Consider the following 14,540-nt stretch of genomic DNA (forward strand, 5'->3'; position numbering starts at 1 on the left):
ACACCGACAATGCTGCACGGCTTAATTAGTTGCGGTTTATCAATACTCTACAATTAATGATGAACCAACATGCTAGTTGTCTGCGGTTATGGAAATGATAGATGTTCCCTACCCCAATTCTGGGTTGAGGGACACTACCGTGAGAAAGACTGTACTTATTGCGGCCGCTGCACTGGCGGCTCTTTTTGCATGCACCACTACATCCAACGCCTCGGATCTCGTCTTTACCTTGAAGAACAAGACCAGCGGCACGCTTGAGCGTTTCTATACGTCGCCCGTCGGTGTTGACGACTGGGAAGAAGATGTGTTCGGCAAGGATGTTCTCGAGCCCGGCGAGAGTATCGAGATCACCATCGCTGACGGTCGCAGGGTCTGCAAATACGATCTGCGCTTCGAGTTCACCGAGGATTCAGGCCTCGAGGACCTCGAAGACTCGCAGGATCTCTGCAAGATGGGATCCTACACGATCCACGAGTGACACCGTGCCTACATCACCACCCGGTGATGTAGGCTGCTCACTGTGACTCCTCACGATGCGTCGGTTGGTCCAGGATCAGCTTGCGAGACCCGGTGCCTCGTAACCCGTGCGTTCGACATATTCCGTGTAGCCGCCATCGAAACGATGAACGCCGTCCGCGGTCACTTCCAACACCCGGTTGGACAGCTCGGCCAGAAAATGCCGGTCATGGCTGACGAACAGCATCGTGCCGTCATAGTCGGCGAGCGCCTTGATCAGCATTTCCTTGGTATCGAGATCCAAGTGGTTGGTGGGCTCGTCCAGCACCAGGAAATTCGGCGGATCAAACAGCATGGCCGCCATGACGAGCCGGGCTTTCTCTCCGCCGGACAGAACGCGGCATCGCTTCTCCACGTCATCGCCTGAAAAGCCGAAGCATCCGGCAAGGGTTCGAAGCGCGCCCTGCCCGGCCCGTGGGAACTCGGACTCCAGCCATTCGAACACGGTCTGCTCGCCATCCAGCACATCCATGGCATGCTGGGCAAAATAGCCCATCTTGACACTGGCGCCGATCGCGACGGATCCGACGTCGGGCGCCGCCGAACCGGCGATCAGCTTGAGAAGCGTCGATTTGCCGGCGCCGTTGATCCCCATGATGCACCAGCGTTCCTTGCGGCGGATCATGAAATCCAGTCCGTCATAGATCACACGGCTGCCATAGGCCTTGTGGACACCCTTGAGGTTTGCAACATCCTCACCGGAACGCGGTGCCTGCTGAAATTCGAAGGCGACCGTCTGGCGGCGACGCGGCGGTTCCACCCGCTCGATCTTGTCGAGCTTCTTCACCCGGCTCTGCACCTGGGCTGCGTGCGACGCGCGCGCCTTGAAGCGCTCGATGAACTTGATCTCTTTGGCCAGCATCGCCTGCTGCCGCTCGAACTGGGCCAGCTGCTGCTTCTCGTTCTGCGCCCGCTGCTGTTCGTAAAAGCCGTAATCGCCGGCATAGGTGTTGAGCGATCCGGCATCGATCTCGATGATCTTGTTGACGATCCGGTTCATGAACTCACGGTCATGCGAGGTCATCAGCAAGGCGCCGTCGTAGTTCTTGAGGAACTCCTCAAGCCAGATCAGGCTTTCGAGATCCAGGTGGTTGGACGGTTCGTCCAGCAGCATGACGTCCGGGCGCATCAAGAGGATGCGGGCAAGCGCCACGCGCATCTTCCAGCCGCCGGACAGTTTGCCGACGTCGCCGTCCATCATCTCTTCGCTGAAGGAGAGACCTGCCAGAACCTCGCGGGCGCGGCTCTCCAGCCCATAGCCGTCCAGCTCCTCGTAACGCGCCTGTACCTCGCCATAGCGATCGATGATGGCATCCATCTCGTCCATCCGGTCGGGATCGACCATCGCGGCTTCGAGCGAGCGCAGTTCGGCGGCAACGCTGCTGACTGGCCCTGCCCCGTCCATCACCTCGGTGACGGCGCTGACGCCCGACATTTCTCCGACGTCCTGATTGAAATAGCCGATCGTCACATGCTTCTCGACCGTGACCTGTCCCTCATCGGGCAGCTCCTGGCCGGTGATCATCCGGAACAGAGTCGTCTTGCCCGCCCCGTTCGGACCGACCAAACCGATCTTTTCGCCGCGGTTCAGGGCCGCAGAGGTCTCAATGTAGAGAATGCGGGAACTGTTGGACTTGCTGATATTCTCGATGCGGATCATGGCTGCCGGAAAGTGAGGACGCGTTCGGCGTGCCTTATGTCACGGGATGGGCCGGATGTCTTGGGGTTTCAGGATGCCGCCGGCCGGATGCATTCATGTTGATTTCGCAAGCAGCCGTGATGCAACACAACGCAAAAGGCCGAGCAGTTTCCTGCCCGGCCCTTCGTCAATTCGTATTCGAGAAGATTACTCAGCGCTGTCTTCAGCGGCCTTCTTCTTCGGTGCTGCCTTCTTCTTCGGAGCAGCAGCTTCTTCGCCTTCTGCAGCGTCTGAAGCTTCAGCCTTTGCCTTCTTCGGCGAGGCCTTCTTCTTGGCAGGCTTGTCGGCGTCTTCGCCTTCTTCTTCGGCGAGCAGCTCTTCCTTCGTCACGGTCTTGTCGGTGACCTTGACCTCGGACAGGAGATGGTCGACGACCTTTTCTTCAAAGATCGGGGCACGCAGCGAAGCGGAAGCGCCTGGCGTGTTACGGAAGAAATCGAGGATTTCCTTCTGCTGGCCCGGGAACTGCTGCAGCTGAGCATAAAGCGCACGCTGCATTTCTTCCTCGGTTACTTCGACGCCGGCCTTTTCGCCGATTTCGGAGAGAACCAGGCCGAGACGGACGCGACGTTCGGCCAGCTTGCGATATTCTTCGCGTGCTTCTTCCTCAGTAGTTTCTTCGTCTTCGAAAGTCTTGCCCGACTGCTGCAGATCGGTGTTGATCTGGCGCCAGATGTTTTCGAACTCGGCGTCAACAAGGCCCTGCGGCGCATCGAACTTGTACATCTCGTCGAGCTGGTCGAGGATCTGACGCTTGACCTTCTGACGCGTGACGTTGCCGTACTGGCTTTCGATCTGGCCGCGGACGATTTCCTTCAGACGATCGACCGATTCGATGCCAAGCGTCGAAGCAAGTTCGTCGTTGATCTCGACGGCAGCCGGAGCAGCGATGTCCTTGACGGTGATGTCGAAGGTCGCGTCCTTGCCAGCCAGGTTCGGAGCCGGATATTCGGACGGGAAGGTCACGGTGATCTGCTTTTCGTCGCCCGACTTGACGCCGACCAGCTGGTCTTCGAAGCCCGGGATGAAGCGACCCGAACCGATGACCAGTTCTGCGTCTTCAGCAGTGCCGCCATCGAAGGCTTCGCCATCGACCTTGCCGAGGTAGTTCATGGTGACGCGATCGCCTTCAGCGGCAACGCCATCCTTTGTCTCGAACGTGCGGGCGCTCTCGGCGATCTTGAGGATCTGCTCGTTGACTTCGTCTTCCGACACTTCAACGACTTCGCGCTCGACGGTGATACCGTCAGTCGACTTCAGCTCGATCGGCGGGATCACTTCATAGGTCAGGGTGAATTCGAAATCAGCCTGTGCATTGAGGATCTTTTCGGCTTCCGCCTCGTCTTCGGTCATCGATACCGAAGGCTGCGTTGCCGACTTCTCGCCGCGCTCGGAGAGAATCTTGGTGGGGCGTTCACGGACGATCTCGTTGACGAGATCAGCCATGATCGACTTGCCATAGGTTTTCTTGAGGTGTGAAAGCGGCACCTTGCCCGGACGGAATCCGTTGATGCGAACCTTGTCCTTGGCATCGGCCAGACGAACGTTGAGCTCGGCTTCCATATCCTGCTTAGGGATAACGACCTTGATTTCGCGCTTCAGCCCTTCAGCGAGCGTTTCGGTAACCTGCATTTTTATACCTTCTTATCGTGGCGGCGGCGCCCATACAGCCGTTCGTGTTTTTCGTGAGCACACCACCGGAACTAAAAAGTGACCAGCCGCGGCTTTCATAAGCAGCGCGTCCTGCCGTTACCGGCGAACAGCGCGTCCAGCGATCCTGGTGCGGGTAGAGAGACTTGAACTCCCACGCCTTGCGGCACCAGAACCTAAATCTGGCGTGTCTACCAATTTCACCATACCCGCGCCCCTAGGCATCGAAACTCTAGCGGCCAGAGGCCTTCCGGAGCGCGCGTCTCTATAACACCCGTTTTCCTACACGCAAAGGAAAAATGAAGGTTTGTGACGCCTGTTTGATGATGATCAGAAGCGAGACTGCGTTCGCCTCGGGTGGAGCTGGTGAGCAGGACAGAAACGGCCCGACGCACCTTCATTGTGGGTGTAATAGACGTAAAATTCAGCGCCTGATCAAATTATGGTCAGATACAGCTAGTTTCCGCACGATCCTTCTGCATGCAATGCAACAGATGCATAGGTGGCATACGAAATGCGCGCTTTTTCCTTCGCAGCGCAGCATTTAAAACGATTAGCAACGCAGCCGGAAGCAATTAGCCGGCATTGACCAACGAAGGAAACGACCATGAAAATCGCAAAGAAGCTGAACGACTGGCGCAAGTACCGCGAAACGGTTTCGGAACTCGGCCGCATGTCGGACCGCGAACTCTCTGACCTCGGTATTGGCCGCTCCGACATCCGTCGCGTTGCACGCACGGCAGTCGGCTTCTAAAATCTAAAGAACGACCAACGGTCTACCGTTAAAAGCGCCTCCTTCGGAAGGCGTTTTTCGTTTGTGCATAGTGCTTCACGCAGCGAAACGGCTGCTGCTGCTTTTTCGTACGAAGCTGCAAAAAGCATCAACTCATTGCACAAACGCATGGCAGTCGCACATTTTTTGCACTGCACCTTTCCGCGCGTCTCACCTATATGAAGCTCATCGCCGGTGACGATAGATCACTGGGAAAAAGATGATTGAGGAAACACCAAATGAACCCGATCCGCATCGCTAAGAACTGGATCAGCTACCGCCGTACGATCAATGAACTCGGCAGCCTTTCCAACCAGGCGCTCAACGACATTGGTCTGACCCGCTACGACATCCGCGGCATCGCCGCTCGTTCCTTCCGTTAATCCATCCATTGTGATGGACCAGCGCGATATGATGTCGCGATGGCGAGAGAACGATAGTCGCAATGATCCGAAAAGATCAAAGAGACACCCAAGGAATGATCAGAGGCACCTTTTTAGGTGCCTTTTTGATTCCGGCCGTTCGAATGCCGTGATAATGAGCCGGACATGAGCACTATATCGAATTCGTCTACCCCTGCCCCAATCCACGTCGTCGGTGGCGGCCTTGCCGGCTCCGAAGCATCCTGGCAGATCGCTGAGGCCGGCATCCCCGTCATTCTCCACGAGATGCGCGGCGTGCGCGGCACCGATGCCCACCGCACGGACGGTCTCGCCGAGCTCGTCTGCTCGAACTCTTTCCGCTCCGATGATGCGACGGCCAACGCCGTCGGCGTCATCCATGCAGAAATGAGGCTGGCCGGCTCTTTGATCATGGCCTGCGCCGACAAAAATCAGGTCCCGGCCGGCGGCGCACTTGCGGTCGACCGCGACGGTTTCTCTCATGCAGTCACGCAGGCGATCGAAAACCATCCGCTGATCACCGTCGTGCGAGAGGAAATTCACGGTCTACCGCCGGCGGAATGGGACTTGGCCGTCGTCGCGACCGGTCCTCTGACGTCGCCCGATCTCGCAAAGTCGATCCAGGCCGAGACCGGAGAGGACCAGCTCGCCTTCTTCGACGCGATCGCGCCGATCGTCCACCGCGAATCGATCGATATGGATATCTGCTGGTACCAGTCGCGCTACGACAAGGTCGGGCCCGGCGGCACAGGCAAGGATTACATCAACTGCCCGCTCGACGAAGCGCAGTACAATGCCTTTCTCGATGCACTGATTGCGGGCGATACGGTCGGCTTCAAGGAATGGGAAGGCACGCCCTATTTCGATGGCTGCCTGCCGATCGAGGTCATGGCGGAGCGTGGGCGCGAAACGCTGCGCCACGGTCCGATGAAGCCGATGGGGCTTACCAATTCACACAATCCGACCGTCAAGGCCTATGCCGTCGTCCAACTGCGGCAGGACAATGCACTTGGCACGCTCTACAATATGGTCGGGTTCCAGACCAAGCTGAAGTATGGCGCGCAGGCCGAGATCTTCCGGATGATCCCGGGGCTGCAGAACGCGGAATTCGCACGGCTCGGCGGCCTGCATCGCAACACCTATATCCAGTCACCGATGCTGCTCGATCACTCGCTGACTTTGAAGAGCCGGCCGGGCCTGCAATTCGCCGGTCAGATCACCGGCTGCGAGGGCTATGTGGAGAGTTCGGCAATCGGTCTTCTGGCTGGTCGTTTTGCGGCTGCCGAGCGCAAGGGCGAAGAAATCGTCCCGCCGCCGGCGACAACGGCCTTCGGTTCTCTGCTTGGGCATATCACCGGGGGGCATCTGGTCCACGACGAAGAGCCCGGCAAACGGTCCTTCCAGCCGATGAATGTCAATTTCGGCCTGTTCCCGGATCTTGCTCCCGGCTCGATCGTCAAACCCGAAGGCGTCAAACGCTTTCGCGGCAAGGACAAGACGATCATGAAACGGCAGTTGATGTCGGTTCGCGCGCTGAAGGACTGCCGTGAGTGGCTGGGTATCGCTTAAAGGCCTAATCGGAGCGGCCGGTGTTTGAAGCCGGCTGCGGTTCGGCCGGAAGCTGTCGATCGGCAACGCTCACGTAATTGTCGAGAAGCCAAAGCGACACTTCTGCCGCCTCGTTTTCATTCTTGAACACGAAAGTTCCGTTCTGTGTCGGGGAGTCCAGGAATTCGGCCGAAAAGCCTTTCGGTTCGGGCGTCGGCGTGACCCGCACGCGGCCGGGCCGGATTACGTGGCATGCGAAATGATTGCCACGGTTGCGCATGATGCCTGACTTATTGTCGTGCAGTCGCACAAAGATCGTGTTCGCATCGGCTGTGCTGTGCAGGCTCCTGATGGCTTCGGCAGGATAGGCGCGACCGAATTCGAGTATCGCCAGTCCCATATCGTGAAGGCTGTCCTCGTCACTGTGCTTGACCAGGCGGGTAACATAAAAGGCCAAGGCCAGCATCACGCCGATGGCGATCGACCAAACTACCAAAGGGCTCAAGACTGCTTCTCCACTGATGGCAGATGCGCACCTGCCGATAGAGGGCATTTATCCCTCAAGGCTTGCGTGAAGCGTGGCGACTGGTGATTGCTAGAAGCGTTTGAGGACGGCGGCCTTCAGCATCTGCAACTGACGACGCCATTGGGGAGACTGCATGTCTCCGTCGAGAGCATCGGCACCCCGGCGTGAAGCGCGCTTCAGAACCGGCTCGACAAGCGCTACCGGCACGAAGGCCGGCACGAGCGCGGGCGGAACAGGACCGGCACGTCGTGCCTTGTCGAGATGCTCGAGGCCAAGGCCGGCAAAGGCCTGAATTGCTGCGGAAATGCGAGGTTTGTCGCTGCCGGCCAGAAAGCTGTCGCGGTCAAGACCGGTGGCAGCCAGAAGATCGAGCGGGAGGTAAAGCTGGTTGCGGCGCCGATGGATCGGCAAAAGCAGGATGAAACCGGCGATCGCCTGCGCAACACCCGCATGGCCGGCCGCCTGCGCGGACCTTGCGGCGTCTTCGGGCGAAAGGATGAGGCTTGCAAGCTGGATCAAAGCCGAGGCGGTTTCGCCAGCATAGCCTTCCAGCGCGTTGCGGTCAGTGAGCGGATCGTCGTAGAGATCGAAGATTCGCGCTTCCGTCATGGCGACAAGCGTTTGACGCGGCAGCCGATAGGTTTCGATCGCATCCTGCAGTCCTGCAGCGATCGGATTGCCGCCCGTGTCTCCCAGCCCGTCTGCCTGAATTCCACCCTCAAGGAAATCCCGCCACCATTGCAGGCGGATCTCTCCCGGAAGCGGCTCGCGGACCATGTCCCGGACGCGCGCAATTTCGGCGTTGAAGGCGTAGAGCGCGGCGAGCGCCGGGCGCTTGTCTTCCGGAGACAGGAGGCATGCGAGATAGCGGTCGCGGTCCGTGTCTCGCAGCGTCGCGAGACAGAGTTCGCCATTCGTTGAACGATCGTCACTCATGGGTCAGACGGCAATCAGCGCGACGGCGACGGCACGGGATTCGGCGAGCATGATATTGTAGGTGCGCACGGCAGCACCGGTGCTCATCGGGTCGGAAGAGATGCCCTTCGCCTTCAATGCGGCTTTCACCTCGGCAGGTATCGGCTTCAGGTTCTGGCCCGTGCCGATCAGCAAGACCTCAATGCCTGAGGCTTCGTCGAGGACCTTGTAGAGGGAGGATACCGTCAGGGGCTCACCTTCGCCCAGATCCCAGCCGTGTATCCCAGAGGGAAGGCAGAGGATCGACCCGCGATGCGACATGTCGGCAAAACGGAAACCGCCATTGCCGTAGGCATCGATCTGGGCGCGACCGGGGAAATGGGCTTCGCGTATCTCGATCCCTTTTGCCATTACCGCGTCCTTGATTGATTAGAAAATGGAAAGGCCCGCCAGAGCGGGCCTGCCTGATGTCAGGACGCGGTGTCGGCCTTGACAGGCTCGCCCTTGACGCGGACTTCGGCGATGTAGGCGCGCATTGCGCGGACCTTTACGCCGTCGGCGATTTCGACTTCGACTTCGTTGTCATCGACAACCTTCGAAACCCGGCCGACGAGGCCGCCGCCAAGCACAACCTGGTCGCCACGGCGAATGCTCGTCAGGGTCTCCTGGCGTTTCTTGGCCTGGGCGCGCTGCGGACGGATCAGGAAGAAATACCAGACCACCATCAGAGGTGCGAAGAGCAGCACCATCTGCAGAATCGAGTCTGTTGCGGAAGCCGCCGGCGCCGCTCCACCCGCCTGCGCGAATGCCTCAGTAATGAACATCAAGAACTCCTAAACGATAAGCGGAGGCGCCGAGCCCCCTGTCATAAGCCGCCGGAATATAGTTGTGACACGGGGGAATGCAACAGAAAGCGGTCCTCCCGCGTACTGAATCCACGGCTCTACGGCTTTTGATGCAATAACGAGCATGTTACCTGCTGAAAAAAGCGGCCGAGAGGGCGCGACCGATGACAAAAAGTCTTGAGGAATACCAGATGACCGACGAGCTCAACGCCCTGATCCTGTCTGAAGTGCGCCGGCTCGCCGACGCAGTCGAGCGGCTGGCGGGCCCTCCACCAGCGGTCAACGACTGGACTGTCGCGGATTGCTTTGTCTGGGTGCCGACAAACCAGCGCCTGCAGCCCGTGCCACGCCCCAACCGCGTCGCCCTCACCCTGATCCGTGGCGTTGACCACGTGCGCGACATCCTGCAGGAAAACACGTTGCGGTTTGCCGAAGGTTATCCGGCAAACAACGTCCTTCTCTGGGGCGCGCGCGGCATGGGCAAGTCGTCGCTGGTCAAGGCCGTGCACGAGGATATCCGCGCGTCGACCGGTGTCTCGCTGAAACTGGTCGAAGTCCACCGCGAGGATATCGCCTCGCTGCCGGCGCTACTCGACATCCTCAAGGCATCCGGCCATCGCATCATCGTGTTTTGCGACGATCTGTCCTTCGACCACGACGATACGGCCTACAAGTCTCTGAAGGCAGCGCTCGACGGTGGCATCGAAGGCCGGCCGGACAACGTCCTGTTCTACGCCACATCGAACCGGCGCCACCTTTTGCCGCGGCATATGCTGGAAAACGAGCAGTCGACGGCGATCAACCCGTCCGAGGCGGTCGAGGAGAAGGTTTCGCTCTCGGACCGTTTCGGACTTTGGCTCGGCTTCCACAAATGTAGCCAGGACGACTACCTGACCATGATCGACGGCTATGCCGACCATTTCAATCTCGGCCTCAACCGCGAAACCCTGCACCACGAGGCGCTCGCCTGGGCGACGACGCGCGGCGGGCGTTCCGGCCGCGTCGCGTGGCAGTATATCCAGGATCTTGCCGGGCGGATGCGCAAGACACTCACGCCGTGAATTCTTGAAGCCGCCCACAAACGAAAAAAGCGCAGCCGAAGCTGCGCTTTTCTCCCGTCCCCTTGAAACGCACTACAATTATTCAAGGAAAGTGATGGGGTTGACCGGTGTCGCATCCTTGCGCACCTCGAAGTGGACCTGCGGACGCTGAGCGTCGCCGCTCATGCCGGACGCCGCGACAGTCTGGCCGCGGGTGACCTTCTGGCCGCGCGTGACGTTGATGTTGCCGGCGTGACCGTAAACGGTGACCTTGCCATCGTCGTGGCGAACCAGAACGGTGTTTCCGAGCTGCTTCAGGCCGTTGCCGGCATAGATGACGACGCCGTTTTCAGCGGCCTTGATCGGCGTGCCCTCGGGAACCGAGATGTCGATACCGTCATTGCGGCTGCCGTTGACGTTGGCGCCGTAGCCGGCGATGACCGCGCCACTGACTGGCCAGCGATATTTCGAAATGCCGGTCGACTGCGGTGCAGCGGCAGACACATCGGACTTCTTCTCGACGTCCGACAGCGATGCTGTTTCCTGTGGCGCAGGCTTTGCGGGTGCTGCTTCAGCGACAGGCGACGGTGCAGCAGGCTTCGGCTGGGCAGCCGGCTTTTCCGGGATCGATGCGGTTCTGACCGGATCGGTCGCAACCGAGCTACCACCGACCTTCAGGCTCTGGCCGACCCGCACACCGTCCGTCGTCAGACCGTTTGCGGCCTTCAGCTGATCAATCGGTGTGCCGGTTTCGCGAGCGATCTTTGCAAGGCTGTCGCCAGGCTTGACCGTGTAGGTGCCACCGAGAGGCTTGCCGCCCGGAGGTGTGATCTTGCCAGGCTCCGCCATCGCCTTGTCGCGGGTCGGCGTCGGCAGAACGGCAACCTTCTGCTCGGTCTGCTGGGTGGGCGCTGGCGCCTTGTTCTGCAGGTCGATATCGGACGCCGCAGTCTTCGCGGAATTACGGGACGGGCCGAAAGTCGGGATGACAATCGTCTGGCCCGGCTTCACAGCGCCGCCATTGGCCTTCAGGATTTCCTTTTCAGGAACGCCGTAGCGGGAAGACAGGGTCGATGCGGTCTCGCCTGCCCTGAGCGTTACCCGCGGAGCGTTGACCGAAGACCAGCCTGACATCGGCTTCGTCGAAGCCGTTGTCAGGTTGTCGCCTCGAGCGGTCGACGGTGTGGGAGCCGTCAGAGACTGCGAACCACCGCTACGACCCGGGTATGACTGGGCCATGGATTCCTGGCGAGTGCCCTGACCGCGGTCAGCCGCCATCGGTGCACGGGACGCCATGGGAGCGGACGCCTGAGCAGACGGCATGCCGGGAGCTGCCAACTCGTTGCGCTGGACAGCCATCGGCGCCGAAGCGGCGCGGGCCGGTGATGAATAGCCGCCGGACTGGGCCGGGTAAGGCTGGTTCATCGCGGTATTTCGCGAACCGTAATCCTGCTGAACCGGTGCCACCGCTTGGCCCGACCGCACATCGTCGCGCGGCATTGGCGCCTGGCCATAGGCCCCGCCGACCGGACGCTGGGGTATTGACGCCGTTGTCAGCTCATCTTTGGAGAACAGCCCGGAGAAACGGCTCGAATCCGAGCTGCAGCCAGTGGCCGCACTCGCAAGCAAAGCCGCAACTGCGAGCTTAGCTACTGATTTTCCGACTTTTTGTGCACTGTTGACACGCATGGACTCGACCTACACTCACGCAACCATCGTGGGAGTCATTAAAGCGCGTTAGTCTTACTGTGGGGTTAAAGTGTCGGAAGAGATGCGATTTTTTTGATAATTCGCTAACCATGAGTCGGAAGCGCTTGGCAGGAGCGGAACCAATGCCGAACCAGCTTAAAGCGCTGCCGCCATCTGCGGAATGATCGGCAGGAATGGCACGGTGAACAGGTCTTCCCGTTCAAACCGGCTCCCGGTCTTGGTGAGCCTCACCATCATGCAGGTCTCGTCGTCGCCGATCAGCGGCGCAACCATCGAACCGCCATGGGTCAGCTGCTCCGCATAGAATCGCGGCAGAACCGTAAATGCCGTGGTCACGAATATCCGATCGAACGTGCCCTCGCCCGGCATCCCGTTGCTGCCATCCGCCTGTCGTACGATGACGTTGCGCATTCCAAGCGCGTCAACGCGGGCCTGCGCCGCAACGGTGAGCGTCTTATAGCGATCTACGGTCAGCACCCGTTCTGCGATGCGGCCGATCACGGCGGCTGTAAAACCGCTGCCGGTACCGATTTCGAGAACACGATGACCGGGTTTCACCTGCAGAGCGGCCAGAAGGCGAACCGCAAGATCTGCTCCTTCCATAAAGGCACCGCAATCGATCGGGACCGTGCGGCTGGAATAGGCTTCCTGAGAAAGCGTGGGCGGCACGAACTGCGAACGAGGCGTCTGCTCGACGGCAGTCAGAAGGTCGATATTAGAAATGCCTGCGGACCGGAGCCGCAAGACAAGTGCAGCAAACCCTTCCTTCTCGACCATGCCCGATTTCAAGCTGTCACTCCGCCTGCCACGTTATCTGGGTTCAACCCAGCGCCTTCATCAAGCGATCCTGCACCGAATAGTCGGTCAGGTCCAGTTTCAGCGGTGTTACTGAAATGCGATTGGCCTTGATGGCGTTGATGTCGGTGCCCTCCGCCTGGCGGCCGACACGCGAGGCAAAGTACAGCCAATAGTATGGGAAGCCTCGACCATCCTGGCGTTCGTCGATCGCCACGTCGAAATCGGTCTTGCCCTGAGACGTGACTTCCGTCCCCTGGACATCGTCAGGCGCGCAGGCCGGGAAATTGACGTTGAGAAACGTGCCGGCCGGAAGGTCCGTATCCAGCAATTTGCGGATCAGGCCCGGGCCATGCGATTCGGCCGTATCCCAAGGCAGGACGCGGCCGTTCTCCTTGCGGTAGGCCTGGCTGAGCGCGATCGACCGGACGCCCTGCAGCGTGCCCTCGATGGCGCCTGCGACCGTGCCAGAATAGGTCACGTCGTCAGCAAGGTTGGCGCCGACGTTGACACCCGACAGAACGAGATCCGGCTTGCCCCCCATGACGTGGCGCATCGCCATGATGACGCAGTCCGTCGGCGTGCCGCGCACGGCATAGTGCCGGTCGCTGATCTCGCGCAGGCGCAGCGGCTCCGACAGGGTCAGGGAATGCGCATAACCGCTCTGGTCGGTTTCTGGCGCAACAATCCAGACGTCATCGGAAAGCTGGCGGGCAATCCGTTCGAGAACCGCCAGGCCTTCCGCGTGGATACCGTCGTCGTTGGTGAGCAGGATGCGCATTCAGGGCTGCCTTATGCTTTTTCTATTTTGGTCAGGCCGCCCATATAGGGCAGAAGCGCGTCCGGGATCGTAACGGAGCCGTCTTCATTGAGATAATTTTCGAGGACTGCGATCAGGCAGCGGCCGACGGCAGTGCCCGAGCCGTTCAGCGTGTGAACAAATTTCAAAGCCTTGTCGTCCTTGCCGCGATAGCGCGCGTTCATCCGGCGGCCCTGGAAATCGCCACAGACCGAGCAGGACGAGATTTCGCGGAACGCATCCTGTCCCGGCAACCAGACTTCGATGTCATAGGTCTTGCGGGCGCTGAAGCCCATGTCGCCGGTGCAGAGCGTCATCGTCCGAAAATGCAGGCCGAGACGCTTGAGGACGTTTTCGGCGCATTCGGTCATCCGCTCGTGCTCGGCGATCGATGATTCCTGATCCGTGATCGAGACGAGCTCGCATTTCCAGAACTGGTGCTGGCGCAACATGCCGCGCGTATCGCGACCCGCAGAACCGGCTTCCGAACGGAAGGACGGGGTAAGCGCCGTAAAGCGCAGCGGCAGCTTTTCGGCGTCCAGAACCTCGCCCGAAACAAGGTTGGTCAGCGTCACTTCGGCCGTTGGGATAAGGTAGCGGCCATCGGTCGTCTTGAAGAGATCTTCCTCGAACTTCGGCAACTGGCCTGTGCCGTACATTGCCTCGGACTTTACCATCAGCGGCGACGACACTTCCGTGTACCCGTGCTCGCTGGTGTGCATGTCGATCATGAACTGACCGATTGCCCGCTCAAGACGGGCGAGCGGTCCGGTCAGCACCGTAAAGCGCGAGCCCGAGAGTTTTGCGGCGCGCTCGAAATCCATATAGCCGAGCGCTTCGCCGATCTCGAAATGCTCCTTGGCGGGATGATTCCAACCGGGCTTCGTTCCGATCGTGCGCGTGACGACGTTGCCTGATTCGTCCTGGCCGACGGGGACATCGTCGAGAGGAATGTTTGGAAGGCGCGACAGCGCGTCATCGAGCGCTGCGACAGCTGCCCGTTCTTCCTGCTCGGCGGCCGGCATCGTGTCCTTGATGGTGGCGACTTCCGCCTTCAGCTTCTCGGCGAGTTCGGTATTCTTCTGCGCCATCGCATTGCCGATCTCCTTGGAGGCGGCGTTACGGCGCGACTGCATATCCTGAAGCGTCTGGATGACGCTGCGGCGGGTATCGTCCATCGCAAGCAGGGTGGCAGCCATTGGCTCGGCGCCGCGCTTGTTCAGCGCTGCGTCGAAAGCTTCCGGATTATCGCGGATCCACTTGATATCGAGCATGATTCTTGGCCTTCAAAGCATGAGGCCGCTGCGATATCGATCGAGAGAAA

Annotated in this window: 15 protein-coding genes and 1 tRNA gene; 5 read left to right on the forward strand and 11 right to left on the reverse strand. The window is 59.8% G+C overall.

What is annotated here, in order from left to right; genetic code table 11:
- Nucleotides 1–157 precede the first annotated feature (157 nt).
- Entirely contained in the window at nt 158–478 is a 321-nt protein-coding gene (locus AC0JZ8_RS15465) for a hypothetical protein (protein WP_425503226.1), read from the forward strand.
- Between the two features lie 75 nt (nt 479–553).
- On the opposite strand, the gene AC0JZ8_RS15470 is transcribed toward AC0JZ8_RS15465, so the two are convergent.
- The 3 genes from AC0JZ8_RS15470 to AC0JZ8_RS15480 all read right to left on the reverse strand — a co-directional run bounded on the left by AC0JZ8_RS15470 (nt 554) and on the right by AC0JZ8_RS15480 (nt 4,078).
- Entirely contained in the window at nt 554–2,176 is a 1,623-nt protein-coding gene (locus tag AC0JZ8_RS15470) for an ABC-F family ATP-binding cassette domain-containing protein (protein ID WP_062457506.1), read from the reverse strand.
- A 186-nt stretch (nt 2,177–2,362) separates the two neighbouring features.
- The gene (gene tig / locus AC0JZ8_RS15475; protein ID WP_471892910.1) at nt 2,363–3,847 is read right to left on the reverse strand and encodes a trigger factor; all 1,485 of its coding nucleotides are present in this window, start codon (nt 3,845–3,847) and stop codon (nt 2,363–2,365) included.
- A 146-nt stretch (nt 3,848–3,993) separates the two neighbouring features.
- Nucleotides 3,994–4,078: transfer RNA gene (locus tag AC0JZ8_RS15480), tRNA-Leu, on the reverse strand.
- A 394-nt stretch (nt 4,079–4,472) separates the two neighbouring features.
- Between AC0JZ8_RS15480 and AC0JZ8_RS15485 the strand changes: the two genes are divergently transcribed.
- From AC0JZ8_RS15485 to trmFO, 3 genes are all read left to right on the forward strand, one after another.
- Nucleotides 4,473–4,619, forward strand: coding sequence for a DUF1127 domain-containing protein (locus AC0JZ8_RS15485; protein ID WP_082471897.1), 147 nt, complete (start codon nt 4,473–4,475; stop codon nt 4,617–4,619).
- 257 nt (nt 4,620–4,876) lie between these two features.
- Complete coding sequence (locus AC0JZ8_RS15490) at nt 4,877–5,020, forward strand: DUF1127 domain-containing protein (protein ID WP_082471896.1); 144 nt, start codon at nt 4,877–4,879, stop codon at nt 5,018–5,020.
- 165 nt (nt 5,021–5,185) lie between these two features.
- Nucleotides 5,186–6,607, forward strand: coding sequence for a methylenetetrahydrofolate--tRNA-(uracil(54)-C(5))-methyltransferase (FADH(2)-oxidizing) TrmFO (trmFO, locus tag AC0JZ8_RS15495; RefSeq protein ID WP_471892911.1), 1,422 nt, complete (start codon nt 5,186–5,188; stop codon nt 6,605–6,607).
- A gap of 4 nt (nt 6,608–6,611) precedes the next feature.
- Here trmFO and AC0JZ8_RS15500 read toward each other — a convergent pair whose 3' ends face one another.
- The 4 genes from AC0JZ8_RS15500 to yajC form a co-directional block, all read right to left on the reverse strand.
- Complete coding sequence (locus AC0JZ8_RS15500; RefSeq protein ID WP_342366082.1) at nt 6,612–7,091, reverse strand: hypothetical protein; 480 nt, start codon at nt 7,089–7,091, stop codon at nt 6,612–6,614.
- A gap of 90 nt (nt 7,092–7,181) precedes the next feature.
- Nucleotides 7,182–8,048 (reverse strand): phytoene/squalene synthase family protein, encoded by an 867-nt coding sequence (locus AC0JZ8_RS15505; RefSeq protein ID WP_471892912.1) that lies wholly within the window; start codon nt 8,046–8,048, stop codon nt 7,182–7,184.
- A gap of 3 nt (nt 8,049–8,051) precedes the next feature.
- Nucleotides 8,052–8,438, reverse strand: a complete 387-nt coding sequence (locus tag AC0JZ8_RS15510) for an Mth938-like domain-containing protein (RefSeq protein ID WP_062581393.1) — start codon at nt 8,436–8,438, stop codon at nt 8,052–8,054.
- Nucleotides 8,439–8,497: 59 nt separating this feature from the next.
- Entirely contained in the window at nt 8,498–8,851 is a 354-nt protein-coding gene (gene yajC / locus AC0JZ8_RS15515; protein WP_062457522.1) for a preprotein translocase subunit YajC, read from the reverse strand.
- Nucleotides 8,852–9,063: 212 nt separating this feature from the next.
- Here yajC and AC0JZ8_RS15520 point away from each other — a divergent pair, with 212 nt between their 5' ends.
- On the forward strand, nt 9,064–9,933 hold the full coding sequence (locus AC0JZ8_RS15520) for an ATP-binding protein (RefSeq protein WP_113111253.1): 870 nt from the start codon (nt 9,064–9,066) through the stop codon (nt 9,931–9,933).
- A 78-nt stretch (nt 9,934–10,011) separates the two neighbouring features.
- Here the strand turns inward: AC0JZ8_RS15520 and AC0JZ8_RS15525 are convergent, their stop codons facing one another.
- The 4 genes from AC0JZ8_RS15525 to serS form a co-directional block, all read right to left on the reverse strand.
- Entirely contained in the window at nt 10,012–11,601 is a 1,590-nt protein-coding gene (locus AC0JZ8_RS15525; RefSeq protein ID WP_113166257.1) for a peptidoglycan DD-metalloendopeptidase family protein, read from the reverse strand.
- 156 nt (nt 11,602–11,757) lie between these two features.
- A complete protein-coding gene (locus AC0JZ8_RS15530) occupies nt 11,758–12,411 on the reverse strand; it encodes a protein-L-isoaspartate(D-aspartate) O-methyltransferase (protein WP_062457531.1) in 654 nt (217 codons plus the stop codon).
- Between the two features lie 31 nt (nt 12,412–12,442).
- Nucleotides 12,443–13,198: a 5'/3'-nucleotidase SurE gene (surE, locus tag AC0JZ8_RS15535; RefSeq protein ID WP_062457534.1), complete on the reverse strand. Its 756-nt coding sequence runs from the start codon at nt 13,196–13,198 to the stop codon at nt 12,443–12,445.
- Nucleotides 13,199–13,209: 11 nt separating this feature from the next.
- A complete protein-coding gene (gene serS, locus AC0JZ8_RS15540; protein WP_062457537.1) occupies nt 13,210–14,490 on the reverse strand; it encodes a serine--tRNA ligase in 1,281 nt (426 codons plus the stop codon).
- Nucleotides 14,491–14,540 lie beyond the last annotated feature (50 nt).

The sequence above is a fragment of the Velazquezella soli genome (assembly GCF_977018685.1).